This window comes from Nitrospira moscoviensis (assembly GCF_001273775.1).
GTDB classification, from domain to species: domain Bacteria; phylum Nitrospirota; class Nitrospiria; order Nitrospirales; family Nitrospiraceae; genus Nitrospira_D; species Nitrospira_D moscoviensis.
The window spans coordinates 4,509,473-4,534,683 of the sequence record NZ_CP011801.1 but is presented as its reverse complement, the minus strand read 5'-3'; the positions used below and the strand labels follow the sequence as shown (position 1 = coordinate 4,534,683).

Here is a 25,211-nt window from a genome sequence, read left to right as displayed (position 1 = left end):
TACCGTGGCTATGCAAGAACCCTCCCCAAGAAACTGGCGGATGAACGCCCTCATCGCCCGGTCCGCCGGGGTCCTCGCGATCGCGCTCGGCTTCGTCATCGGCATGTACGGCCTCGACCATCCCTCTTCCCATTGGCTCCAGACCGCGTTGGGACTGCTCGTCACCGGCATGCTGGCCCAAGGCTATGCCTTGTACTGTTCCATCAAGCGGATGCAGCAGCTCAATTCCGGATCATGAGATTCCCGAGACAGGCGGCGCGAGTCTTCATGTCGGCGCTGTGCCTGGCCGTTGCGATCGGCCTCCTCCAGGCCGGCTGCAGCGCACCGTGGCGGGACGGTTATTTCAAGAAAGGCCTCAATCGCTTGAGCCAGGACGACGTCCGCGAGAAGCTGGGCCCCCCGCATACCGCGAAGACCCCGGCGCTCGGCGGAGACACGGTGTGGACCTACCGCTTCGCGCTCAGCGACAAGGAATTGGATCCGTGGAATCCGGCGTTTCTCGCCGACGCCTCACAATCCGTGAGCGCACTGATGAGCAAGAACCAGGAGGGCCCGAAGCCGACGCTCTATTGTTACCGCTACACCCTGACGTTCAACGAAGAGAAGGTGTTGAAACACTGGAAGCGTGAGGAATGCGTGCCGGGAACACGAGATACGCTGACCGCGAAATAGAGCGCTGCGCGAGCGAAGCACTCCGTCAGAGCAGGCCCGCCAGCCGATTCATACTCAAGGTGGTTTGATTGAAGAACAGTTGGAACGCCTGGTAGTCGCTCGATCTGACCTGGTTGGGCAGCGGCCCGCTGTCGCAGTAGATCATGCCGATCGGGCGATGGCCGATGCGCAGTGGCGCCACGATGCCCGAGCCGGGATTCCACAGCCGGAGGAACGCCGGATTCACCGGGACGCTCATCGGCGTCGTAAAATCCTCGATCAAGCAGGGCTCCGCGGCTTTCAGCAAATTGAGAAAATACGGGTGGTCGTCGCTCAGCGAGCCGGACAGGCAGTGGAGATGGGCGGCCGGCGGATCGACGCCCAACAGGAGGCGGCCGACGAGCTGGTTGCTGTCATGCGGATTCAACAGGCATAGGGCCACGCGGGCAAAGCCTGCGTCGCGGTGCAGTGCGCGGACCAGCGTGCCGAGGAGCGTATTCAGATCCTTGGCCTCGCGGAGCGCCGCCTGGAGCGACTGCAGGGTCTCCAATGGATTCGTTTCGATCGCCGACGGCCCGCGCTGCGCCGGAGCCGCTGGCGCAGCGGGAATCGGCTCCGGCGCCGCCGCCGGCGCCCGGCCGCCGGGCGCCGGCTCGTCCTCGCCGGACAGGTCGAACGATAACCCGGCCGCGCGCACCAGCTGTTTTCCCCGGTCGAGCGCGCGCATCAGGATCTCGCCGAACAGATGGCCGGGCAATCCGGTACCGATCAACAGCGGGCGTTTCGCCGCCTCCACCGCGGTGGGCGAGGAGGGGCCGGCCATCGCATCCACCAACAGCGCCGATCCGACCACCAGCCCCTTCAACGAGTGTCTGCCGGTGTGCCAGCGGCCCTCCGCCGGCTCGCCGTCGGCATAGAGCTCCACGAGATAAGGAGGCAAGCCCCACAGCTGCGCGAGGGCCTGCGCGAGCCGGTGCTTCGGGACGCCGAGGAGCTCGGTTTCTTCCATGATGCGGGCCGCCTGGGTGCGCGCCCGCTGGGGAATGCCGCGCAGCGCGCGATAAAGATCGGGCGCCTGATGCGCCACCGCGAGATCGCCGACCGCGTACAGCAGGGCGCAGCTGAACAGTTGGCCCGGCGAGGGATAGTCGACGGCCAGCCCGAGCTCGTTGGCGTGCGCGGCGGCGACGAGCGCCCGCGCGATGACGCCGCTGAGAATCCGCCGCCGCTCCGGCCATTCGTGCAATTGCTCGACGAGCTGCGCGGCCGCGACGATGGAGCGGACCGTGTCGAGACCCAGCCAGGTGACGGCATGCGGAACGGACGTGATCACTTGCTGCGGGCTGTACGCGATGCTGTTCGACACCTGCAGCACTTTACACGCCAGGCCGGGATCGCGGCTCACGAGTTGCGCGAGGCGGTCGGCGCCCGTCAGGCCGCCCGCGAGACTCAGAATTTTCTGGCAGGTTTTCTCGAGGGCTGGTAAGCAAGGGTTGCCGTGGTCGAACAGCGGTTGAAGCGAACGGTGCAGACGCGGTCGGATCGAGTCGGCCAAGGCCGACTCGGATGTCGAGGGCGAAGTGGACATGGGTTCCTCTGTAGGGCCGGATGCTGTATCGGATGACGGCGGATGAACCTTAACCGAGCAGGATGGAGCCGGCGAGGGCGCGGATGACGACGAGCGGATGGGTTCAGATCGACAGCTCGGTGATGTTGGACGGCATCAAGTCGCTGATTCTGCTCGTCTCGCTGCTGATCATCCGGGCGCTGGTCGTCCGGTGGATCGCGCGCAATGCGGCGCTCTCGATGGAGTCGAAACGGCGCTGGGTGGTCACGACCAGAAACTCGATCCTCTTCGCCTTTCTCCTCGGCCTGGTCGTCATTTGGGCGCACGAGCTCCAAGCCTTCGCCGTCTCGCTCGTCGCGCTGGCGGCGGCCCTGGTCCTCGCGACCAAGGAGCTGATTCTCTGTTGGAGCGGCGCCGCGCTGCGGGTGGGAGGAAAGGTCTACTCGGTCGGGGATCGGATTCAGATCGCCGGGCATCGCGGCGTCGTGTTGGATCACGACATGTTCGCCACGAAGCTGCTCGAAATCGGGCCCGGCCAGTCGGCGCATCTCTATACGGGGCGCATCACGGTGTTTCCCAACAGCCTGTTGTTCACGAACGCCTTGGTGAAAGAAAATCCCGGCCAGGAATTCGGGCTCTATACGCTCGTCGTTCCGCTCGGCGCGGATGAGCCTTGGCACAGGGCGGAACAGGCGCTGCTCGACGCCGCGAAGACCGAATGCGCGCCGTTCATGGAGGAGGCGGCGCGCCAGATGAAACTCTTGGAGCAGACGAATCTGCTCGAAGCCCCGTCGCCGGAGCCGCGCATCACGATTCAACTGCCGGAGCCCGGCAAGATGCATCTCGTGCTCCGCTTTCCCGCGCCCGACCGCGGGCGCTCCCGCGTGGAGCAGGCCATCCTGCGCCGCTATCTACACCATCTGGACAAACCCGCCGGCTGATCCGTCCGGGGCGCGTCCGCCTTGTGCCCCTTCCCGTCATCTGTTAGCATCCGCCGGCGCGCGGCGCTCCATGAAAATCGCCACCTTCAACGTCAACTCCCTGCGGAAGCGTGTCGGCATCGTGGCCGACTGGCTGGAACGCCACCGGCCGGACGTGCTGTGTCTCCAGGAAACCAAAGTGCAGGATAGCGAGTTTCCGCTGCTCGCGCTGGCGTCATGCGGCTACGAGATCACGTATCGCGGGATGAAATCGTACAACGGCGTCGCGGTGCTCAGCCGCAAGAAGCCCGAAGCGGTCTTTCACGGATTCGACGACGGCGGGGATCCCGACGAGGCCCGGCTGCTGCGGGTGGTGATCGGCGGCCTGCCGATTATCAATACCTACGTCCCGCAAGGCTACGAGATCACGTCGCCGAAATACGCCTACAAGCTGGGATGGTACGAGCGGCTCCGGCGGTATTGTGACAAGCACCTTTCGCCGGACGCGCCGGCGCTCTGGTGCGGGGACATGAACGTCGCGCCGCGTCCGATCGACGTCCACAGCCCGGAGAAACACCTCAAGCACGTCTGCTATCACGAGGATGCACGAAAGGCTTACGAGCAGGTCTTAGCGTGGGGCTGGCAGGACGTCTTCATCCGGCTCTATCCGGATCGACAGCAATATACCTTTTGGGATTACCGGGCGCCGAGCTCGTTGGAGGCGAACAAAGGCTGGCGCATCGACCATATCCTGGCGACGGCACCGCTGGCGGAGCGCTGTGTGCGGGTGGAGGTGGACGTCGAGCCGCGGCGAGCGAAAGACCCGTCAGACCATACGTTTCTCTGGGCCGAGTTTTCGATCTGACCCACGCGCGCGACGTCCCCACCCGCCCGATCCGGCCCCGCGGCACCCGCCGCGTCACGCCGGATGGGAGCGCTGCGTCACACGGCTTGGACGAGCGCTTCGCGGCTCCGCGCGTGGCTCTTCCGATTGTGCTGGATGAGCGGATCGACGAACAGCCCGCAGTTGACGCAACGGTGTCCGACCATATCCGGCGAGAGTTCCGGCTGTCGCTCTTCGATCATCAGCCCCTTGCATTTTTGACAAGTCATCGTGCCCCTCCGCGTCATAACGATGAGTCGCCGCCCAACCGTCTGGCAGGAAGCTAACATCGGCAGGTTAAAGACGCGTTAGGCCTTAGTTAAAACCGTCTAATATTGGGCGGAGGATATGAACGGCGAGGGCTAAAAGTGATACGCGATGCCGCCGACGAAATGGAAGATACTATACGTCCCGCTCAAGCCAAACGTGGGATCGAAATTGCTGAGGTTGGCCAGATTGTAACGGCCTTCGGCGAAGAGGCCCCATTCGTCGGACACGAGCAGCTTCAGCCCCGCCAGCACGTTCAGTCCCGGTACGATCTGGCGGCCTTGGAACGTGCCGCTGGACGACTGGAAGTAGAACGCTCCCGCTCCCGCGCCGACATAGGGCTGTAGGAACGCGCCCGGGTAGCGCACGATCACGTTGGCGCTCACCACCGTTACCCGCAAGGAAGTCTCCTCCACGTTGAGAGTGCCCTTGTTGTTCACGGTCTGCGGACAGCGGGTTCCCAGGTTGAAACACTCCGTCGTGTCGCCCGGCACGAATGTAATATCGTGCGCGGTGGACACAGTGGTTCGCTTGATGTCCGGCTTGGACGTGAAGGCGTCCAGCTCGACCCCGAGCCAGGACAATCCTTGATCGCTGAAAAAGTAGCCGGCTTTCGCCCCAAAGAGCAAGGAATTGGAGAGCGAGAGGTCCGACGCCTTGAAATTCTGAGTGAGAGAGTCACCGGTCACAGGATTCAGCACGCTCGGGAATTGAATCTGGGCGAGACGCAAGCCGTAATCGGGCATGGTCACGTTGCGGATATCTCCTCCGGTGGTGAGCCCGCCATACCCGGCGACATACCATTCGGCATGAGCCGGCAAGACCGCCGTGAAGGTCAATAAGGTTGCCAGGATCAAGAACCGGCATGCACCGCGCAGGCGAGGAAACAAGTGCCCTCCTTCAAATTGAAAAAGCGGCGCGAGAATAGCCTTGGCGGCGTCACGCGATCGTTACTGGCACATTAACTTCCGGTTAACTTGCATGGACCTGGAAATTTAGCCTGGTGATTGGAGAGAAGAGAAGAAGTTGGGCTAGCGGATCTCGTAGCTCAAAGTCTGCCGGTCGCCGCCGCGGATCAGGTCCAATTTCACGAGCCGTTCATGCTGAAGTTCTTGCAGCAGCCGCAGCATCGTGCCCGGATCGGTGACCGGCGTGCCGTTGATGCGCAGCATGACGTCCCGCTGTTGAATACCGAGTTGATCGAGGATGCTCTTCGGCTTGATCTCGATCAGCTGCCACCCTTCGAGCTTGCCGCTGTTCTCGAGATTGTAATAGGGCATGGCCCGCGCTTCGGTGAGAAGCTTCGAGACATCGGAAAGAGTCTCTTTCAGTTGGCGCCGGTCGATCAAGGTGGGGGCGTTAGGACGTCTAGGGACGGGCGCTGCAATGGAGATGGGCACCGGCTTCGCCGATTCATCGGCCAGCGGCAGATAGCCGCGCCGGTTGCCCTCGACGATCGTCACTCCCTCCCGCGTAATGCCCGCCAGTTGGCCGAATCCCTCAATCGTGTCTTCCAGGAAATATAGTTTTTGCGTGTGATCGGAAAGCTGCTCGATGGCCGCCGATGAACGGCGACCGTTGACGATCGCCGTTCCCAACAGTTTCAGTTTTCCTTTCAATTCGATGGGCGGAGTCGGAGGAGCTTCCTGGGCTTCTGCGGTGATCGACGAGACGTCCGGCGGGACGACGAAGAGCCCTGAGGAGAGAATCGACTTTGCCATCTCTTGAGGCTCGAGTGCTGATGGAGCATCCGGCGCAGGCGACGCGTCCTTCGTCAGCGAGTCGGAGGGAATCGACGACAAGGTATAGGCCACATAACCGTTCACGCTGTGCGCGATCAACCAACAGCTTATCGCCCCTATCACGGCAAGCGCAGCGGTTCGATATGTCATGGGCATGGCTGTGAAGAAGGACAAAAGACGATCGGCACTCTAACGACGAACACATGCGTCCGCAAGGGGTTTAGCCGCTCGGAGCCAAGAACTAACAGAAGACAAATCTGTCAGTAACGCCGCCGTAACAGCCCGCCGATAGAACGCTGTCGAATGCTGGTGCGTAGGACGTCACCCGGCGCAATCCTGCGGGGTGTCGGAGGACGATAAGCGCGCTTCGCCGTTCGAGCGACCGTGAAGAGGTATGAACAGGCAACTCGTACGGCTCAGCGTGATGGTGTGGGTTGTGGCAGGGGGAACGGCGCTCGACATGGCATCCGGCCACGCGACAGCGGCCGGCCGTTCGGCGATGACGGCTCAGGCCGGCCCTCCGTCTTCCGGCGCCGGCGTCAGTGAATCGCCTGCCTCGGTGGGCTTCGCCGTGAAGGATATCGTCGTGGAGGGCAGCGCCTTGCTGCCCCAAGCCAAGATCGACGAGATCACGGCCAAATACAAAGGGCCCGACAGGCAAATGGCGGATCTGGAGCGGGCGAGGGCCGAGCTGGAAAAGGCCTACCAGGCGCTGGGATTCCCGACCATCATCGTCAGTATCCCGGAGCAATCTATTGAAGACGGCCGAGTTCGGTTTCTGGTCGTGGAAGGGCGGTTGTTCGATATCCGCGTGACCGGAAATGAACACTATCCGCGCTGGCAGATCCTCGACAAGCTGCCGTCGCTGCGTGTGGGCAAGCTGCTCCAAGAAAAACAGCTGGTCAAGGAACTCGACGCCGTGAATGCGAATCCTGACCTTAAAGTCACGCCGGTGCTCAAGGCCGGGACGGAGCCGGGTACCGTCGACTTGGAGCTCAAAGTGAAAGACCGCCTGCCGCTGCATGCGAAGGTGACGTCGGATAACAAGGGCCCCTTTACCACGCCGTTGCATCGCCTGACCGTCGAGGCCTCCTACACGAATCTGTGGCAAGCCGACCACATTCTGTCCCTCCAGACCACGCAAACCCCGACCGATTGGGGCGCGGTTCAGGGGTATTCCGCCACCTATGTCGCGCCCATTTCCGGCCCACAGAACGCCGTGGCCGTCTACGCCTCGAAAGTGGTGAGCACCTCGATTCTCGGTGGCAGCACCCTGGCGATCAGCCCGGGCGATGTGTCGGTGGCGGGCAACGCCACCGTCGCCGGCCTGCGCTACTTTTTCCCCATCTTCGAAGGCGGCACGTCGACCCATACCATTACGGTGGGCGCCGACTACAAGCGATTGGAAAAGACCGAAGCGACGTTTCCCGGCACGCTCGGCACGGCTGTGGTGTTGAGTCCCATCCAATATACGCCCCTATCGCTTGGCTACTCCGCCGTGCTCCCCGACTCGCACGGCGTGACCCTGCTGTCGACGACCGCCAAAGGCTATTGGCCCGTTATTCCCGGGGGGGAAAAAGAAGACTTCGCGGGCGATCCGAACGATCCGTTCAACAAGCCGGGCAACCGGGCCGGCGCGACGGGAAAATTCTTCGTGCTGCAAGCGGCGTTCGATCGAGCGCAGCCGCTGCCGTGGGGATTCAACCTGGCGCTGCATGCCGACGGGCAATGGGCGAACGAACCCTTGGTGCCGGCCGAGCAGTATTTCGCCGGCGGCATGGATTCCGTGCGCGGCTACATCCAAAGCGAGTCGATCGGCGACCACGCGGTGCGCGGGCGCGCCGAGCTTACGTCGCCCAATCTCATCGACATTCCCATCGATTGGATCTGGCAACGCCGGAAATCATCCGAGGTGAAAATCGAATGGAAGCTCGCCGCCTTCTACGACACCGCCAATCTCTGGATCGCCCGCGCCCCTACGGGGCAACGGAACGAGTTCCGCCTGGAAGGAGTCGGGGCCGGGCTGCGGGCGCGGCTGGTCCCCTACAACCTGACGTTCGTCTTCGATCAGGGTTACGCCTTGCGGGATGCAACCGCGACAAGAGCCGGTGATACCTTTGCCCATTTCATGCTCTCGTTAGCCTATTGATGGTGCCGAGATGGACCGCACAATCTATACCGTGACCGGACACCTGATCGTGGACGGCGGAAAGGTGAGTCGGGCCTTGAAGGTCGTGGCGCGGGTGGGGCGCCGCCTCTTGGTCGGCGCGCTGATCGTCGGTTGCCTCGTCCCCCTGCGCGGGCTCCAAGAGGCGTGGGCCAATCCGATCAATCCCGCCGTCGTCGCCGGCGAGGCGACCGTCTCCGGTCTCGGGACGGACCGCGTGACGATCCAGCAGGCGTCGTCGCACGCCATCATCCACTGGAATCAGTTCAACATCGCCCCAAACGAAGTCACGAGCTTTCTGCAGCCGGTGGGCGGGATCGCGCTCAATCGCATTTTCGATGCCCACGCCAGCATGATCGACGGCATGCTGAATGCCACCGGTACGGTGATTCTGCTGAACCCCAACGGGGTGTTCTTCGGCCGCAACGCGCAGGTGAACGTCGGAGGTCTCGTGGCGTCCACCCTGCACATGAGCGATGCCGATTTCCTGGCGGGGCTCTACCGGTTCGGCGGGGCCTCCACGCATTTCGGATTCGCCGAGACTTCCATCGCCGGGATGGTGCGGAACGAAGGCCAGATCACCGCCGGTCCGTTCGGCGCCTATCTGTTCGCGCACAACGTCGAGAATGCCGGGATCATCAAGAGCCCCGAGGGCCACATCGCGCTGGCGGCGGGAGCCAGCGCCTACCTGAGCAATCGTCCGGACGGGCGCGGCCTGTTCGTGGAAGTGCAGTCCCCGACCGGGCAAGCCACGAACCTGAAAGATCTGATCGCGGATGGCGGGCAGGTGAGTTTGTTTGGGCGTGTCGTGAACCAGAACGGGCTTATTCAAGCCAACAGTGTTCAGGCTCGGAACGGTCGAGTGGAACTGGTGGCCTCGGAAGCAGTCACGCTGGCGGACGGTAGCCGTATCCTGGCCAAAGGCGAGACGATAGGTGTGTCGCACGGCGGCACGGTCATCGCCAAGGCGGATCTGGCGAATGGCCGGACGGAGTTCCAGAGCGGCGCGCTCATCGACGTGTCCGGCGGCACGCAGGGCGGCCACGGCGGGTTCATCGAGCTGAGCGCGAGCAAAGTCACGTGGGAGGGAGCCTTCCGCGCCCACGCGCCGGCCGGCTATCGAGGCGGAAAACTGCTCATTGATCCGGTGTTCAACGAACACAATCCCATTACAACGAGTGTGCTGAGCAGTTTCAGCGGGACGGGGCTCAACGACATCGAGTTTCAGTCGGCCGCCGGAACGGATCTCACCGTGACGGCAAGATTCGACTTGTCCGAGTGGCTGCTGCCCGACGGGCAGACCGGCACCTTGACGTTCAATGCCGGCAGAAACCTCCTCTTCAGCAACGCCCGTATCACCAACGGCGAGCGGGGACAGGGAGTGGCCGGCAGCCGGTGGGATTACAAGCTCTTGGCCAACGAGCACATCGAAATCAGAGGATCGGTCATCTCGACGGGTTCAGGCGGGTCAATAACCGTGGAGGCTGGCAGGAACCCGACAGCCTTCGGCGACGTCAAATTGGTGCACCTTCCCAATGTCTCGGGCCAATCTATCCTGGAGACTTTTGCAGGCGGAGACTTGTCCATCACCACCGACCGCGATTTGATTTCGCCTAGCCCTGTCCTGTCCACCAAGACCAGCTTTCCAGAAACTGGTGTGTCTGGTATTCGCCTCAGCGGTCTGGGAAACTTGACCATGAATATCGGAAGGAACTGGCTGGGAGATAGCACGGCGAAAGTAGGGCCGGGATTCTTGCTGACCAACGGCACGGCGACTGTGAATGTGGGAACCAATGTGGGTTCCGGCTCTGGCCAGCATGCCACCGGCGGACATGTAGGATGGGACGGTACGGCGGGAAACCAGCCGCTTCACGCCAACATTACCGTCGGGGGCGGACGGATCGACGATTCGGGGCTAGGACTGCTCACTGAGTCCTACAAAACAACCGTCAATGTCATCGCGCCAGGCAACATCTATTGGGGATTAACACAGGATCGTGGACTCGTTGAGGATATTTTCGCGTTTGGAGCCCCGTTTATTACTGCACATCCGGACAGCGGCGTATCGTTAGTATCAACCAAGGGCGACATCTCGTTAAGGCCAAAGATTGTCACCTCCACGGGTGATACGGACCCCGCTCGGTTGATGTACCCTGCGTCGTTCGACGCGCAGGCGCTGGAAGGAAACATTCTGATCGACTCCAATCTCAGCTTCTGGCCCTCACTGACCGGCAGGCTCAATTTCTTCGCGAAGAGAGATCTGAACGGAGTCGTAACCCAGCTCCCCAGTCGAAGGAAGGACCCACGATATCAGCTTGTGTTTGTCGGTGATAACGAAGTGACGGGCAGTTGGCAACTGTTGTTTATACCCGAAGCATCGAAGGATCCTGCGCTCGGCCGGTTCATCGCAAGGCCTGAAACCGAGTTGTCGCAAACCGCCATCAACAAAAGGCCGAGTGAGTCGGAGTTTACCGAAGCGCAATGGCCGTCGATTCCAGAGTTCAGCGGCGCTCCGGTCGTGACTCAGTCCGGAGGAATCTTGAGGAACACGCCTCAATACGCCAGTCCGGAGGAAAACTTCAGACCGTTGCAGCTGCAGGGACTCTATACCCAGACTCGTTTTAATTCAGACAGGACACAAGTTCCGACGGGAGTCGATCCTAACCACCCTGTGCAAGACGTCAGTTTCAAAAGCGAAACCGGCAGCATCTATTCCCTGGTCCTGAACCTGTTATCGCCCGTGTTCAAGAAAAAGGTCACTGTGGAGGCGGCCAAGGACATCGGTACGATCGTGGATCCGGTTTCAGGCTCTAGGACCGGGGGCGAGTTCACGCTGATCACGTCGGTGCCCGAAGGTGTGACCGCCACCGTGGCCGCCGGCGGCAACATGGGATTCAGCCGGAACTGTCCCTCTTGTACGGAGACCGGGCTCGAGTTCTTTGGAAAAGGTGCGGCCAAGGTTCGTGTGGGGTCGCTGGACGCGCAAGGCAACCTAGTGGCAGGAACAGGCCATCTCGATCTTGGCGATGGCCGCGGCGTCCAGCATCGCCTCAGCCTCAGTTCCGAAGAGGTCGGTGCACCCGGCTTGCTGGATATCGCAGTGGGAAACGATATCTCGATGACCCAGACGCGCATCGTGAGCCACAACGGCGCGGATATTTGGATCCATGGGCTGGGCACGAAGCCGGCCCTGAATTCGGATGGCAGTGCCACCGATCAATTGGTGCAAGGCGTCATCGACCCCGTCTCGAAGGTGTTGCTGGTGGATGGGAAGCAGGTGAAGGTGGAAGGAGTCCCGCTCGTGCTTGACGGAAGCCAGCCGGTCGTTTCGCAGGCGACGGTGGTGCTGGATCGCCCCGGCGAGTTGATCGATGGCCAGCCTTTCACCCCGGTCTTCGTAAAAGGGAAGCCGGTCATCGTCGATGGCAAGATCGTGCTGTCGGTCGAGGGGCAGATCCAACTCGTGGACGCCGCCAAGGTGTCGATCGAGCAATCAACCGGCGGCAAACTGACGGTCGGCACGTTTGGGTCCAATCCGAATTCCGGGATTGTAACCATCCGCGGCGGCAATATCGATATCAAGACGAAGGGCGACGTGGACGTGTTCAAGTCGCGGATTGCGACGCTCACGGGCGGTAATATCTCTGTCTATTCCGTCGAAGGGGATATCAATGCGGGAAGCGGAGGGCGCAACGAGTCGATCCCGTTCAGAGTGCAGCTCTTCGATGAGAACGGGAATCCGCTCCGGGATGAGAACGGAGCGCCCCGGTTTCAGGAGTTCCTCGTTCCCGGCAGCGGCATCTTCACCCACCATGGGAGCGACCCGAAATTCCCGCTGAACTTCCCGAAGTTCGACACGCCGGAGATCACGGCGTTGAAGAGCGAGATTGTCAAGCAAAATTTCCTGGGCCGCAACACCGAGCCTCTGGAAAGTCAGCTGGCGCAAATGGTGGAGGCGCGAGAACCGGCCTTCCGCCAGATATTCGAGCAGTTCATCCGGCAGAATCCTGATAAAGGAAATCTGCCGCTGGAACTCGGCGACATTACCTTAAGGGCAGGCCGCGATCTGGTTGTGCCCTCGGCCGGTATCAGGGGAAGACGGATCAGAATTTTCGCCGGGCGTAATCTCGACTTGCAGGGCGGCACGATCGAAGGCGAGGTGCAGTTCGACGTCGAGGGCGCCGTGAAGGGAGATTTGTCCTCCTTTGTGGGAGCATTTTCGGGAACCGCCGCGATCGGTGGGAGCGTGAGCGGAGGAGCGAGCGCCGGCGGCTCGTCGCTCGGCGGCGGATTGGCGGGCGTGACCGGCACGGTGTCCGCGACGGCCTCGGCCACGTCAAGCACCTCGGCCACGGCGTCGAAAACGGTCGAGAGCGTGCAGGAGAAGTCGACCGAATCGTCGACGCAGCAGGCCCGCGCCCAGGCGGAAAAGCAGGTCGCAGCCGGCAATGATGGCAAAGACGGAAAATCAAAAGGCTTGCAGGCAGTGAAAGTGAAGCGCGGCGTTGTGATCCAGGTCGATGTGAAGCCGCAAGCGCAACCAGCATCCGGCAGCTGATCGGAAAGGGGACAGGCACATGGATATGAGTTCGGGCGGCGTCGCGTTCGCATTGAGCCACGCGACATTGGAAGGCAAGATCACCATTTCCGTCCTACTGCTGTTTTCACTGGTGAGCTGGACCGTCATCATCAACAAGTTCCGGCAACTGGCGAAGGCCAAGAAGCGGAATGGTGTATTCCTGAGCTATTACTCTAAAGCCAAGAGCCCGCTGGTCATCTTCAACAAGGGGCCGATCAAGCAATTGCAAGGCTCGCCCATGTACGACCTGTATTACGGAGGCTGCGAGGAGCTCAAGGCGCAGCAGGAGAAATACGGCACCGACAAGGTCCCGCATCACGGGATGAGCGCCGTGCGGATCGCGCTGGAGCGGGTGCTCGGCGAATCCGCCGTGGGGCTGGAATCGGGCATGATTATTCTCGCGACCGCCATCTCGGGCGGGCCGTTCATTGGCTTGCTCGGCACGGTCTGGGGCGTGATGGACACCTTCTCCGGCATCGGCCGCGCGCAACAGGCGACGCTCACGACGATGGCGCCCGGGGTGGCGTCGGCGCTCATTGCGACCGTCGCGGGCCTGATGGTCGCGATCCCGTCCCTCTTTTGCTACAACTTCCTCGTCACCAAGATCAAAGCCTTGACGATGGAGATGGACAATTTCGCCGCGCATATCGAAACCGTCTTCATGACCGAGTACCTCCGCCCGAAAGATCAATTCGAAGCGGCGGAGCAGGAACTCGAAGAAATGCGCCCGCGCAGCTCCGCCTCGGAAGAAGGCGACACAATGGGCGCTGCGGCGCACTGAACGCACAGCGTTCAGGTGCGCGCTGCGCGTATCTCGTCCTTCGTGAAGCGTGAAACGTTCCGGCACGAGATACGAGATACGCTTCAAGAGAGGCGCGAAAAGGGACATTCCTCCAGAGCCACACTCCATGATACGGTCTGTGGGCAGGAGGTGCCCACATGAAGATACAGAACTTTCGTGATTTAGATGTGTGGAAGGTGGGAAAGGAGATCGTGCTGGACGTTTATCGGACAACCTCGTCCTTTCCGAAGGAGGAGGCGTATGGCTTGGCTGCGCAGATGCGAAGAGCGTCGGTGTCAATTCCGTCCAATGTGGCGGAAGGATTTAACCGATTTCACAATAAAGAATATCGGCAGTTGCTCTTTGTCGCGTTAGGCTCTTGCGCCGAGTTGGAAACGCAAGTGGAGATCTCATCTAACCTTGGATACATTGAGCCGAAAGTACGAAATCTCATGATCGAGAAACTCGACCATGAGTCGAGAATGCTCAGAAATTTAGTGAAGAAGCTCTAAAGTGTTGGAAAGCCAGACGCCCGGTCGCAATGCGCGGGATGAAGACAACAGCCGGCTCCTGCAGGAGCGCTGGGGCGACCGCTGGTGGCTCAGCGATGAGGATCTCCACTACCACGCCGACGGCTTCAAGTTGGTCGGAGGACCGCAGGATGTCTTTCGATGTCTTTCGTATCTCGTGAATCGTGAAGCGTTCCGGGATGAGATAGCAGCAATGCTTCACGAACGACGAGCTACTCGCATTTCGACAGACGAGATACGCTTCACGAGATACGAGATACGAAAGACATGAGGCGCTTCTCTAAAAAATCCCACGGCGCGGTGGCGGACATCAATATCACGCCGCTGCTCGACCTCGCCTGGGTGCTGTTGGTCATTTTTATCATCACGACGACGGCCATGGTACAGGGCATCGAATTGAAGCTGCCGGAATCGACCCCGCACGAGACCGACATGGAAAGCAACACACCGACGCTCTCGGTGAAAAAGAACGGCGACGTCTACATGGACGAGGAGAAGGTCAAGCTGAGCGAGCTGGAGAAACTCATCCGCGATCTCAAGGCCGCCAAAGGCGGCAAGCTGCCTCTCGTATTGCGCGGCGATGCGGGTGTTGAATACAAACATGTCGTCGCGGTGTTGGATATTCTCCAGCGCATTCCGGTGGAAGACCTCGCCATTGCCACGAAACCTATTAATGAGTAACGTATCTCGTATCTCGTGAAGCGTACCTCGAAAGCGTGAAGTGCATCTCGTGAAGCGTCGTTCGCGAGCGAGATACGAGATACGCTTCACGAGATACGAAGGACGTTTTTGTGGGCGGCTACAAGGGTTTCGAAAAGAAAAAGAGCAAGCTCGGCACGACGCTGCTGATCGTGGGGCTCGTCCACGTCGGGATCGGCGCGGGACTGTATTGGGTGTCGCAGACCGAATGGGGGCAGAACCTTATCAAAGTCTACAAGCTCAACGCGTTCAAGAAGGAGGAGCCGCCGCCCCCGCCTGAGAAAGAACCGGAGCCCGAACCGGAACCGGAGCCTCCGAAGCCTGAGCCAAAGCCGCAAGAGGCGCCGCCACCCCCGCCCCCACAGGCGGAAGCGCCGCCTCCGCCGAAGGCGTCAGACGCGCCCGCCTCGCCCCCGACAGCCGCCGATCCCTTCGCCATCGGCAAGAGCCGCGGCCGGTTCGCCGGCTACTCAGACATTCTCACCGCGATGATTCAGGCCCAATACCACCAGCCGCCGTCCTTGCCCGACGATCTGGAATATGCCGTGATGTGCGAACTCGTGCTCGACGAGCAAGGCCGCGTCCTGCAATACCGGCTGTTGAATTCCTCCGGCAGCCTCCTCTTCGATCAATCCGCCCTCGATGCCCTCGCGAAAGTGAAGCAAGTGCGGCCTCCGCCAGAGGGCATGGACCGCGTGGTCATCGTGAAGTTCTTTCCGCCCGCATAGAGAAGCGCGCCTCTCACAGACCACGAGCAGGCACGGGATGCCGCTCCAGCAGGGATGAAGTCAGACGATTCCGAGAAAGACGGCAAGGGAGCGGTCGACGCGGACCATCACATCGTGATCCAGCGCGCCGATGGGGGCGCCAATCGCGGCAGAGGGAACGGTCACGATTTTATCGATCATAATCTGCGAGGGCTGCTTGAGGCCGTTTTCCGGCGATGGCTCAACGGAAAGGCGGAAAAGGGGCGCATCGATCATCTCGGTGGTCAAGAGGCAGATCGTGACGCTCCCGAGCGCAGAGAAGAGATCGGATTGCAGAATGAGGGCGGGCCGCGGTTTGCCGCTGTAATGGCCCTTGGCGGCCACGGCGACAATATCGCCGCGTTTCATCCGTTGTCCCAAGCGGCGATCTCCGAGATGAAATCAAGAACAGGTTTCTCCTGCGCGGACCGAGCCGCGAGGCGCGCCTGGCGGCGGCATTCCGCCGAGAATCCGGCCGCGCGGGTATCCGGAACCCATATCTGCACCGGGCGCAAACCCTTGCGGCGCAACCGGCGCCGATACCGGCTCTGCTTTTCCTTCGGGGTCAGGTGCGTCTCAGAGGGCATAGGAGTTCCCTTTCCGTCGTCTCGTGACGACAGCTTACCACACGTCCTCGTAACATGTTACTGGATTCTGCGGCGGAGTGCGCCGGCCAACTGGTTCAGTCGCTTGGTAATGCACAAGGTAAGATCTTGCCCCGTTTGTGACGTCCCACGGTTCCACACGGCCACGGGATTGGAGAGGCCCATCTGATTCATGAGGCCTATCGGCGCCATGGGTATCGTTTGGCCGAAATTGCAGCGCGCCGCTCGGCATCGTCATTGCCGGACGATCTCGAATATGCCGTGATGTGCGAACTCGTGCTCGACGAGCAAGGCCGGGTCCTGCAATACCGGCTGCTCAATGCCTCCGGCAGCCTCCTCTTCGAGCAATCCGCCCTCGATGCCCTCGCGAAAGTGACGCACGTGCGGCCGCCCCCCGAGGGCATGGACCGCACCGTCATCGTCAAGTTTTTCCCGCCGGCCTGATCGACCGTCTCACGGTTGAGAAATAGGAACCGGCCGGCGAGGGTTACGCTGAATAAAAATGTGGGCGCAGTCGGTCTTCGGGGATGAAGCGGCCGGCTTGACGGAAGATGGCACGGAGTGTGCCGAGATCGAGACTGGTATGGGCAGGAATCGTTAGGACTTGATCTCCCTCCGACCCTCGACGCTTCAGCTTCATGTGGCTGCCTCGTTGGGCCACCACGACGAATCCGAAGGTCTTCAGTATGGCAACGACATCGTGTCCGGACAACCTACGAAGCTTGGGCATAGGTGGGATCGACTTCAAGCGTGATAACCAGAGTGGGTCGTTCACGCAAGCCGAACATGGCAGGCGCTTCCCCTTCTAAATGCAGGGCCACGGCTTCCTTCAGATTGGCGACGGTTTCGTCGATGGTGCGGCCCTGAGTGACGACCGCCACCTCTACGCACTCAGCCATGTAGCCCCCTTCATCACCCGAACGGATCACGGCTTTGATTGTTTGCTGCAAGGGCCTCATGTTCTCCTCCCAGGTCCTTCAACTGAGGCCAGGATAGAGCGTTTATTTCCGGGACGCAAGTGTATCGAAGCCGTTCTCTCAGATCTGGAATAGGCGGTCATGTGCGAATTGATCTTTGATGAGCAAGGCGGGGTCCTGCAATACCGGTTGCTCAATTCCTTCGGCAGCCTCCTCTTCGATCGATCCGCCCTCGATGCGCTCGAAAGTCACCCAGGTGCGGCCGTCCCCCCGAGGGCATGGACCGCGTGGTCATCGTGAAGTTCTTCCCCCCTGCCTAACGGCGCGTCCCATCAAGCCTTTGTCCACCGATTGGCCTGGTGCGGCGGTTCGGGCCCGGTTCCGATACGCATACACATTTAACGCACCCGCAATAAAAGCGCCCATTCGGCTGTAACTCGCCCTGTGCGATTCTCCGACCGCTGTGAGAAAGAGGGGACCCGTGTTTCCGATGCAGCTCAGTCACGGGAAACTTGACGGAACGTTTACGAAGCTCCCACTGATTCCTTACGTCGCAGTAACACGGGTCCACTACAAGCACCTCGTGACAACAGGGACGGTCATAACCGGAGGCAGCACAGGAGAGAACCAATGATCAACCGTATGAAAGGAGGTGCTGCGGGCAGCTTCGGACTTCCGGCCCTGCCTTCAAGCAGCGTCGGGAGTGAAGCGGTCGGACGGAGTCAAGTGTGCCAAGCAACAACGGGCAGTCGGATTATCCATTCGCGAAGGAGGATTCTAATGAAGACAGTACAGAAAGCCGTGATGGCCCTCGCGGGGGCTGCGGTCCTGGTGACGGGAGCGCTCAGCCAGCCGGCGTGGGCGTTCAATTTCCAGCAGACGGATCTGATTCTTGCGATTTATGGGAACAGGACCCCCGGTGAAGGCGCGGAGGCGTTGATCAATCTCAGCGACCTGACGCCGATCGGTCAACCGGGTCCAATCGGAGACGTGGATGCGTTGACGAATCCGTCCCAAACCTACACGTTCGACTTGTCCGCTTACCTCAACGCGCCGGGCGTCAAGGATCTTAACCCGGCCTCCCCTGACTATCCAGTCCGCTATACCGTCATGGGCGTGAAGGCCGATCCCGGAACCAGAGGGTTTGCTTTGAAGGCGGGCTCGTCCACGAACCTCGCTGGTACGGTTCAAGCCAGCAACGGCGCGTTTCTCACTGCGATGAACAATTGGGCCGGCAATATCAACGACAGCAACGCGCCGAACCTTGTCACCGGCCAAAACGGTGCAGTGCTCGGATTTACGAACACGAATTCGATGACCTCGCGGATGGGGTTGGCAGAAAAGCTGAACAATGGGTTCAACGTGACGATGGGCGCCAACCTGGATCAACTGCTGCACATCATCAAGGTGGATAGTGAGTTGGTAGACGATCCCGCCATGGCCATGGGCCAGGCGAAACTGTTCGCTAACGGTCTCTTCCAGATTACCGGTGGCCAGCTGGCCGTTGCGCCTATTCCCGTTCCCGCGGCGGTCGTGCTGTTCGGCAGCGGCCTGATCGGTCTCGTCGGCATAGCGCGGCGGAATCTCTTCGGCCAGACGGCGTAAGGATACCCAGAAAACGATCGCATTTCGGAATCTAATTTAACCAGGAGTACCAACAATGAAGACCACTCAATTTGCCGCCATCGCCGCCGCCGTCCTCGGCGTGGCGGGCATGGCGTCCAACGCGGAAGCAGTTGACGTGTTTGCCGGCGGATCGTCCGCGGGCCGTCAGTTCATCAACGAAGTGCCCCTGTCGGTCTGCGACCACACGGCCGGGACGATCACTCATTATCAGTCGGCGAACAACAACACCCACCTCTGGAAATGCAAATTCAACGGGCAGGATGTCAATTTCCATTATTCCGCTCGTGGCTCATCGGACGGAGTCTACCCCGTTGACGACTTGACCGGCGGCGATCGGTCCAAAGGCAAGTACAACGGCAAAGGGTTCCTGGGCTACATCGATGTCAACAATCCCGTGACGAGCGGCTGTGGTGCGCTCGCGCCGGTGAACAAGACCTTCTTCGACGTAGACACCAACAGCACGGTCACGATCAGCATCCAGGAAAACAAGACCTGTACCAATCCTCCGAGCGGCGTCACGACGGACTATCCCATCCCGACATTCGTCCGCCAGCCGATGCATTTTGGGTTCTCCGACGTGCAATTTACGTCCTTCGGCCAGACCTCTCCTGCGGGAACGGAGCCGGCCGATCCCGCTCCGAACGTGACCGAGAACAAGCTGATGGTGCTGCCGTTCAGCATCGTGGTGCAGAACAACGTGCGCCGCGTGGATGCGGCCGGGAACAACCTCGGTCCAGTGCTGAATCTCACCCAGACCGAGATCGAACAAATTTTCTCCAGACAAGCGCGCGATTGGAGAGAGCTGGGCTATGCGGTGACCAACGATCTGGCCGGCACGCAGGCGGTGCCCTCCGGCCCGCATACCATCCGGTTGTGCATGCGGGAATTCGGGTCTGGCTCGAAGGCCACTTTTGACCAAGTGCTCATGAAGGAAGAGGCGGGCGAATGGAACTCTCCGACGACCAACATCGCGTTCTATTTTGCCTCCAGTTCCGGTGTCCGGGATTGCTTGAATGACGTCCAAGGGACCGGGTTCTTCGGGAAGATCGGCTACATCGATTCGTTCGAATCGAGCGCCTCACCGGCCTACATTACGCCGGCGGTAGCCAACCCCATGCCGAACGCGCATCCGATCAATATCAACGGCTTCCGTGGCGTGGATGCCACCGTGGCGGACGCCAATAAGGCGACTGCGCGTCCCAAAGTACTTCAAGCACTGCGCTGCGGCAAGACGGAATTCTGGGTGAACCTGGAAGGCTATACCAAGACCGCCGGCACCGGCGACACGACGCGGGACGCCTTCATCGCTCGCTTCATGTCCGACGCGGCGAACAAAACGGTCGTCGAGAATCTCCCGGCCAACTGGGCCTTTGAAGCGACGGAGAATATCCTCGCTACCAAGCCTGCCGACAATGCGGCGCCGGATCACGCCACCTACACGACGCGATCGGGAGAATACGACAGCCAGTGCCGCGGCTTCTACGCGAGCCCGAATCCGATGTAAGAGCGGATTCCAACAGGCTGATCCTGGATCCCACCGGGACCTGGAATATCCTGTCGAGAGCCGGAAGGCCTCAAAGCGTCTTCCGGCTCTCACGGCTCGCCTCGATGAGGAAGGACGGTCGTATGAAGACGAAGATTCTCCTGATAGCCGCCTATGTGGCTTTGACCCTGGCGGGGCTGCTCGTCAGCCGGCCGGCCCTGGCGGTGCAATTGGATTTCAACATCAGCGCTCCCACGTCGGGGTCCGTCTCGTATGACGGCACCGGCGGCGGACTCATCGGCACGAACATCGAGGTGGACAACGCGGTCGGCCTTTCCACGCCGGCCAACGCGAATGTGACCTCGACCTGTTTGAGCTGCGTGCTCAATTTCACCTCCGGCGCCTTCGTGAACGCCGGCGGCGCCAATACGAACAACAACGGCTGGTGGCGGTTCGGGTCGGGCGGGACGATCACCATTACCGGAGGGCTCCAGCTTCAAGGGGCTTCTGATATTCCGCTCGGTTCCACTCTGCTCAGCGGCTCGTTCACCAGCGCATTCGTCCAGGATCTGGGCAGCCAGTTCAAAGTGACGTTCGGATCGTTCACGGATACCAAGCACCCCGATCTGCTGGCCTATTATGGGCTGGCGCCGGGCTCGCCGTTCGAGGGCGCGCTCACGCTCCTGTTCGGATCGGCGAATACAGGAGTCGGCGACGCGTTTTCGAGCACGTCGGTCTTCAGCGGCAACGTCGTCAATGCTCCGGTCCCCGTGCCGGCGGCGGCTGTGCTGTTCGGCAGCGGGCTCATCGGCCTCGCCCTGCGGGCCCGCCGCATCCGCCTCACGGTCTAGTCCAGACTCCGGCGTGGCGGCCGGAAGGCCGCCACGCCGGACAGCGTCGGTCTCCACCGCACTGCTCCTTGCCGACCGCCGGGTCGCCTGCTCGGCCGTCGGTGTCCTCAACTCGCTCCGGCATGCGGATATCGAGCGGGTCCGGCCGCCTGGCCGGCGGTCCGCGCCCCTGATCCATACGTAACAATCATTTAACACGCTCTTGATCTCACGTACTCCCGTCCCTCGGCCGACGGGAGTAGAGTGAGGTCCCCGCATTTCTTGAGGCAATCTTGACGCGCTCGTGAGCACGGCGTAACGCACCTGTGAACCACGGCTCCTAGCATGGCTTTGAAGGCTTAGGCATTTTTAGTTTTCTATTTCCTCCAAGGAGGTCGTTATGCGATCGGTCGCTGCCGCGCTTCTCGTCATGCCGGTTCTAGGATGGGCGCTGGGGTTCTCGCAGGCCGAAGCCGCGCTCGTCACACCGTCGGACATTCAGGTTACGCACTTGGAGCTCACCGGAGGCTCAGTGGACATCGGAGGAAGATTGTCCCGGAAGCTCGCCCGCCTGTTCGAGCAGCCGGGTCTGCTGCTGCTGAACGAGTACCAGCCCGGACCGGATATCGTCGATCCGATCGTGCGAGGCCGGCGGACGTTTTCGCTGTTCACGAGTGGAGTGCAAGGGAACGCCCCGCCGACTGCGATCATCAGCGGCGACACGATTACGGTGGATCTCTCCTCCCTATTTTTCGGCGTGTCCCGCGGCGACCGCCTGCGTGCCTGGAATATCGGCGGGGTCGCGACGGGCACGTTCAATCCCGACACGCTGGAGTTCTGTCTGACCTGGGATCATCTCTTCGGGAACCGGAGGCTCGGAACGGCGACGTTTTCGCTGCAGGGGATTGCCCTGACGACGCCGACCGCGCCCGTGCCGCTCATCACGACCTTCGTCCTCTTCGCCACCGGTCTTGCGATGGTCCTGGGTATCAGACGGCGATCGGTAGACGTCCGACAGGACGCTCCGCCGTGACCCTGTAGATCGAACTGAAGCACAATGAATGATGGGACCGGTTGGGCGGCCGATTAACAACTTGTTAACAGAGGCTTGAGGTTTCTGTCGCCCCGCGGCTCGGCAAAGTCGGTACAGTAACGGTTTGCTGGGCTGCTTCTCCAATCGATGAAGGCCGGCACCGGCATCTTCGCAGACCATCGTGTGGACGCAGACATGGCGATGAAAGCTGCAATGGCCGTTTTACCTGTCTCACTCACCCCGCCGGCGCACGTTCCGAATCAGCCGGCGGAGAATCCGTCGCCGGCACACCATCCGGTGTCGCACCTCGCCACGAACAGCGTCACGGTGCTGCTGGGATCGGCCTTCGGAAACGGGCTGAACTATCTGTTCGGTCTTTACCTGGCGCGGACGCTCGGACCGGTGGACTTCGGGCTGTACGCGCTCGGCATCACCGTATTCAATATCCTCGTGCTGTTCGCTCCGCTCGGCATGGAGACGGCGGTCATGAAGTTCGTCTCGCAGGCGGGGTCGAACGGGATCGCCTCTGTGCGCAAGACGCTTGTGTCGGCGGCGGGGATGGCCGCCGGGTTCGGCGCGTTGTTGTCGCTGTCCCTGTTGTGGTGTGCGAACCCGCTGGCCCGAGAGGTGTTCGGAAAGCCTGATCTGGCGCCGGTGCTTGTCGTGCTCGCATTGGCTGTCCCGCTTGCCGCCCTGTCCACTATTCTGCTCTCCACTATGCAAGCCCTCGGGCAGATCCGCTGGATGGTGCTCATCCGGAACGGCGTGGAGCCGGTGGGGAAATTGCTGCTCGCGGGCATCGCCCTGTCGATGGGGTTCGGTCTGGGAGGAGTGCTTGGAGCGCTTCTGATTGCTTTCCTGATGAGTCTGGTTTTGTCAATAGGATATCTCAAGGGATCGACGGACTTTAGGTATGATCAAGGGGCCGTTCCGGGAGGGAAGGAGATCAAGGCATTGCTCGCGTTCTCCATGCCGCTCGTGGTCGCCAACCTGTTCGGCATTGTGGCGCCGCGATCGGACTTGCTGGCCATCGGCGCCTACGGCGCGTCGTCCGATGTCGCCGTCTACGCGGTCGCATCCCAAACATCGGCGGTATTGGCATTGATTCTGAGCGCCTTCGACGCGGCGATCATGCCCACGATCGGGGGTTTGTCGGCAGGACAGGACGTCGCCAAACTGAAGCATGTGTCCCAGACCGCTTCGCGATGGGCATTCACCCTGTCCTTCTTCATGTTTGTGCAGTTGGCGCTTTTTGGCGGAGACATTCTGCGGTTGTTCGGCCCGGCGTTCGAGGGCGGAGCGGCCTGTCTGGTAATTCTCGCGTCAGGCCATCTGGTGGGCAGCGCGGCCGTGTCCTCCACCGGAATCGTGCTGATGTCGGGGCGTTCGAAGACCGTCATGACCATCGCCATTGTGGTGGCCGTCGTCCTCATTTCGTCGAACCTGATTCTGGTCCCTCAGTTCGGCATCCTCGGAGCGGCATGGGCCACGTCGTTCTGCGTGGCCATGTCCAGCGTTCTCTGTGTGATTGCCGCCTATCGCTGTTCCGGGTTCATCCCGTATTGCCGGCGGCATCTCAAACCGCTGGGGGCTGCGACGCTGTCGCTGGCGGCAGGGTTCCTCCTCAAGTCCGCCCTGGTGGAGGGAAATGCTCTCCTGCTCGCTCCAGTCGTGGCCGGCGTCTATGTCGGCGCCCTCCTGGCCATGGGTGTGGATGACAACGACCGCCGAGCCTTCGTGAGCCTGTTTCGGGGAGCCCAACCCATGAGGCGCGCCTGGTCGGTCGGATGGAGTGCCGACCGATGAACGCGGCGCTGATTCTCGCCGTCGGTGGCCTTCAAGTCATTCTGGCGCTGTTCGCGCCGGTCGGACTTCTGTATGTGTCGTTGCTCACGGGCCCGGTGCCCTTCACCCTCGGCCGGGACGGCATGCTCACATCGGAGTTCGGCAAAATGGATCTGTCGGCCATCCGCTTGCTGGGGCTCTGGCTGGCCTCGTCTCTCGTGCTGGCGTTACACCTCGTCCAAGCCTGGCACTATGCGAAGCGGTATCCGTTCCACTTGTGCTTTCTGCTCCTGGCCGCGCTGTCGCTCATGTGGGCGCCCAGTCTTCCATACGGAACGCGCATGTTCGCGAAACTCTCGGCTCCGGTTCTCGTCCTGCTGTTCATCCAGATCGCCGTATCGGAGAAGCGGCAGTGCGCGACGATGGAGCGGTTGTGGCTCATCGGCGGCCTGTCGGCGACGCTTGCCGCGGCCTTGTTTTTCGTGACGGGCGTCACGCGCGATGAAGTCGGCCTGACGCTTCCCGCCACCAGTCCCGCCTTATTTTCCGCATATCTTGCGGTCACCGCCATGCTGGTGTGCGCCCGCTTGAGCACCGCGGCCGGGAACCGGACGGCCAATGGACTGTTGTTGCTCTGCCTCGTGGCCGGCGTCATCGCCGCTTTCACCCGGATTACGATCGGGGCCCTGTTCGTCGGAATCTCGGCGATGATGTTGTTTGCTTCGCGGGGGCTGTTGCGCGTTGTCCTGCCTATAGCCGGATTCTCCGGGTTGGTCGCGTTGTTCATGATCAGCGACACGTTCAGGAACCGCATGTTCATGGACGGCGGGTCGATCACGCTCACGAGCCTGGTGGAGGATCCTCTGGCGGTCTTCAGTCGTGTGCATGGGTCCGGCCGGTACGAGGCTTGGGGGACGGTGCTCGATAAATTCTTCGCCCCTCATCCCTTCCTCGGCTCCGGCATCGGCGCGACGCAGAATTATTTTTATTCTCAGTTGGGCGGAGGCATCGGGGTGATCCATTCGGAATTTGTGCGACTGGCGGCGGAAGTCGGTCTCGCGGGGTTGACCCTGTTCGCCCTGGCCATCGCGGGGTATCTGCTGCGGTTGATCCGGCTGTATCGTGAGAGTCCCCGCTCGCCGGCCGGTCGCTATGCGCTCGCGGCCCTGTCCGGCCTTGTCGTGTACCTGACGTTCATGGCGACGGATAACGCCTTCGACTATTTCCACGGCGTCGGTCTGTATGTCTTTGCGCTGGTGGGCATGAGCGAGAAGGCGCGTGAACTGGAGTCGGCGGAACACGTGACCACAGAGCAAGTCCAATCCGCGACCTCTGAGTTCGCGCCCAGGCCGTCAGCGCGGCCGAGCCGGCGCCGGTATCCATTGCTGGGAGAGGCGTGA

Annotated in this window: 25 protein-coding genes; 17 read left to right on the top strand and 8 right to left on the bottom strand. The window is 61.3% G+C overall.

The window, feature by feature from the left end; all coding sequences use genetic code 11:
* Positions 1 to 40: 40 nt before the first annotated feature.
* Complete coding sequence (locus NITMOv2_RS22015) at positions 41 to 238, top strand: hypothetical protein (RefSeq protein WP_053381873.1); 198 nt, start codon at positions 41 to 43, stop codon at positions 236 to 238.
* On the top strand, positions 235 to 672 hold the full coding sequence (locus NITMOv2_RS22010; protein WP_145976478.1) for a hypothetical protein: 438 nt from the start codon (positions 235 to 237) through the stop codon (positions 670 to 672). Before NITMOv2_RS22015 ends, NITMOv2_RS22010 begins: the two co-directional genes overlap by 4 nt.
* Before the next feature lie 25 nt (positions 673 to 697).
* Here NITMOv2_RS22010 and NITMOv2_RS22005 read toward each other — a convergent pair whose 3' ends face one another.
* Positions 698 to 2,239, bottom strand: a complete 1,542-nt coding sequence (locus NITMOv2_RS22005) for an HDOD domain-containing protein (RefSeq protein WP_053381871.1) — start codon at positions 2,237 to 2,239, stop codon at positions 698 to 700.
* Between the two features lie 83 nt (positions 2,240 to 2,322).
* Here NITMOv2_RS22005 and NITMOv2_RS22000 point away from each other — a divergent pair, with 83 nt between their 5' ends.
* Positions 2,323 to 3,159, top strand: a complete 837-nt coding sequence (locus tag NITMOv2_RS22000) for a mechanosensitive ion channel family protein (RefSeq protein WP_187299308.1) — start codon at positions 2,323 to 2,325, stop codon at positions 3,157 to 3,159.
* Positions 3,160 to 3,229: 70 nt separating this feature from the next.
* Positions 3,230 to 4,003 carry an exodeoxyribonuclease III gene (gene xth / locus NITMOv2_RS21995; RefSeq protein ID WP_053381869.1) on the top strand — a complete coding sequence of 258 codons (774 nt, stop codon included), beginning with the start codon at positions 3,230 to 3,232 and terminating at the stop codon, positions 4,001 to 4,003.
* A 77-nt stretch (positions 4,004 to 4,080) separates the two neighbouring features.
* Here xth and NITMOv2_RS24150 read toward each other — a convergent pair whose 3' ends face one another.
* From NITMOv2_RS24150 to NITMOv2_RS21985, 3 genes are all read right to left on the bottom strand, one after another.
* Positions 4,081 to 4,251, bottom strand: coding sequence for a hypothetical protein (locus NITMOv2_RS24150; RefSeq protein WP_187299307.1), 171 nt, complete (start codon positions 4,249 to 4,251; stop codon positions 4,081 to 4,083).
* 132 nt (positions 4,252 to 4,383) lie between these two features.
* A complete protein-coding gene (locus NITMOv2_RS21990) occupies positions 4,384 to 5,178 on the bottom strand; it encodes an outer membrane protein (RefSeq protein ID WP_053381868.1) in 795 nt (264 codons plus the stop codon).
* Positions 5,179 to 5,319: 141 nt separating this feature from the next.
* Positions 5,320 to 6,180 (bottom strand): type II secretion system protein N, encoded by an 861-nt coding sequence (locus NITMOv2_RS21985; protein WP_274519490.1) that lies wholly within the window; start codon positions 6,178 to 6,180, stop codon positions 5,320 to 5,322.
* A 244-nt stretch (positions 6,181 to 6,424) separates the two neighbouring features.
* On the opposite strand from NITMOv2_RS21985, the gene NITMOv2_RS21980 reads away from it, so the two are divergent.
* The 6 genes from NITMOv2_RS21980 (at position 6,425) to NITMOv2_RS21950 (ending at position 15,514) form a co-directional block, all read left to right on the top strand.
* Positions 6,425 to 8,179: a ShlB/FhaC/HecB family hemolysin secretion/activation protein gene (locus NITMOv2_RS21980; protein WP_053381866.1), complete on the top strand. Its 1,755-nt coding sequence runs from the start codon at positions 6,425 to 6,427 to the stop codon at positions 8,177 to 8,179.
* Positions 8,180 to 8,189: 10 nt separating this feature from the next.
* Entirely contained in the window at positions 8,190 to 12,755 is a 4,566-nt protein-coding gene (locus NITMOv2_RS21975; protein ID WP_053381865.1) for a two-partner secretion domain-containing protein, read from the top strand.
* Positions 12,756 to 12,774: 19 nt separating this feature from the next.
* Positions 12,775 to 13,557, top strand: coding sequence for a MotA/TolQ/ExbB proton channel family protein (locus tag NITMOv2_RS21970; RefSeq protein ID WP_053381864.1), 783 nt, complete (start codon positions 12,775 to 12,777; stop codon positions 13,555 to 13,557).
* Positions 13,558 to 13,715: 158 nt separating this feature from the next.
* Positions 13,716 to 14,069 (top strand): four helix bundle protein, encoded by a 354-nt coding sequence (locus NITMOv2_RS21965; protein WP_202967292.1) that lies wholly within the window; start codon positions 13,716 to 13,718, stop codon positions 14,067 to 14,069.
* A gap of 285 nt (positions 14,070 to 14,354) precedes the next feature.
* On the top strand, positions 14,355 to 14,768 hold the full coding sequence (locus tag NITMOv2_RS21955) for an ExbD/TolR family protein (RefSeq protein ID WP_083448305.1): 414 nt from the start codon (positions 14,355 to 14,357) through the stop codon (positions 14,766 to 14,768).
* 110 nt (positions 14,769 to 14,878) lie between these two features.
* Positions 14,879 to 15,514 carry a TonB family protein gene (locus NITMOv2_RS21950; RefSeq protein ID WP_053381861.1) on the top strand — a complete coding sequence of 212 codons (636 nt, stop codon included), beginning with the start codon at positions 14,879 to 14,881 and terminating at the stop codon, positions 15,512 to 15,514.
* Positions 15,515 to 15,574: 60 nt separating this feature from the next.
* Here the strand turns inward: NITMOv2_RS21950 and NITMOv2_RS21945 are convergent, their stop codons facing one another.
* Together NITMOv2_RS21945 and NITMOv2_RS21940 are read right to left on the bottom strand one after the other, a co-directional pair.
* Positions 15,575 to 15,901: a type II toxin-antitoxin system PemK/MazF family toxin gene (locus NITMOv2_RS21945; RefSeq protein WP_053381860.1), complete on the bottom strand. Its 327-nt coding sequence runs from the start codon at positions 15,899 to 15,901 to the stop codon at positions 15,575 to 15,577.
* Complete coding sequence (locus NITMOv2_RS21940; RefSeq protein WP_053381859.1) at positions 15,898 to 16,119, bottom strand: antitoxin MazE family protein; 222 nt, start codon at positions 16,117 to 16,119, stop codon at positions 15,898 to 15,900. The genes NITMOv2_RS21945 and NITMOv2_RS21940 overlap by 4 nt, the downstream gene beginning before the upstream one ends.
* 219 nt (positions 16,120 to 16,338) lie before the next feature.
* Between NITMOv2_RS21940 and NITMOv2_RS21935 the strand changes: the two genes are divergently transcribed.
* Positions 16,339 to 16,581 carry a TonB family protein gene (locus tag NITMOv2_RS21935; RefSeq protein ID WP_053381858.1) on the top strand — a complete coding sequence of 81 codons (243 nt, stop codon included), beginning with the start codon at positions 16,339 to 16,341 and terminating at the stop codon, positions 16,579 to 16,581.
* A gap of 43 nt (positions 16,582 to 16,624) precedes the next feature.
* On the opposite strand, the gene NITMOv2_RS25280 is transcribed toward NITMOv2_RS21935, so the two are convergent.
* Both NITMOv2_RS25280 and NITMOv2_RS21930 read right to left on the bottom strand, forming a co-directional pair.
* Positions 16,625 to 16,867 carry a type II toxin-antitoxin system HicA family toxin gene (locus tag NITMOv2_RS25280; protein ID WP_083448304.1) on the bottom strand — a complete coding sequence of 81 codons (243 nt, stop codon included), beginning with the start codon at positions 16,865 to 16,867 and terminating at the stop codon, positions 16,625 to 16,627.
* Positions 16,851 to 17,096 carry a type II toxin-antitoxin system HicB family antitoxin gene (locus NITMOv2_RS21930; protein WP_053381857.1) on the bottom strand — a complete coding sequence of 82 codons (246 nt, stop codon included), beginning with the start codon at positions 17,094 to 17,096 and terminating at the stop codon, positions 16,851 to 16,853. Before NITMOv2_RS21930 ends, NITMOv2_RS25280 begins: the two co-directional genes overlap by 17 nt.
* Before the next feature lie 738 nt (positions 17,097 to 17,834).
* Here NITMOv2_RS21930 and NITMOv2_RS21925 point away from each other — a divergent pair.
* The 6 genes from NITMOv2_RS21925 (at position 17,835) to NITMOv2_RS21900 (ending at position 25,211) form a co-directional block, all read left to right on the top strand.
* Positions 17,835 to 18,659, top strand: coding sequence for a hypothetical protein (locus tag NITMOv2_RS21925; protein ID WP_053381856.1), 825 nt, complete (start codon positions 17,835 to 17,837; stop codon positions 18,657 to 18,659).
* A 55-nt stretch (positions 18,660 to 18,714) separates the two neighbouring features.
* A complete protein-coding gene (locus NITMOv2_RS21920) occupies positions 18,715 to 20,184 on the top strand; it encodes a type 2 periplasmic-binding domain-containing protein (protein WP_053381855.1) in 1,470 nt (489 codons plus the stop codon).
* Positions 20,185 to 20,306: 122 nt separating this feature from the next.
* Positions 20,307 to 21,014, top strand: a complete 708-nt coding sequence (locus NITMOv2_RS21915) for a hypothetical protein (RefSeq protein WP_053381854.1) — start codon at positions 20,307 to 20,309, stop codon at positions 21,012 to 21,014.
* A gap of 379 nt (positions 21,015 to 21,393) precedes the next feature.
* Positions 21,394 to 22,026 (top strand): hypothetical protein, encoded by a 633-nt coding sequence (locus NITMOv2_RS21910; RefSeq protein WP_053381853.1) that lies wholly within the window; start codon positions 21,394 to 21,396, stop codon positions 22,024 to 22,026.
* A 213-nt stretch (positions 22,027 to 22,239) separates the two neighbouring features.
* On the top strand, positions 22,240 to 23,832 hold the full coding sequence (locus NITMOv2_RS21905; protein ID WP_053381852.1) for a flippase: 1,593 nt from the start codon (positions 22,240 to 22,242) through the stop codon (positions 23,830 to 23,832).
* A complete protein-coding gene (locus tag NITMOv2_RS21900; protein ID WP_053381851.1) occupies positions 23,829 to 25,211 on the top strand; it encodes an O-antigen ligase family protein in 1,383 nt (460 codons plus the stop codon). Before NITMOv2_RS21905 ends, NITMOv2_RS21900 begins: the two co-directional genes overlap by 4 nt.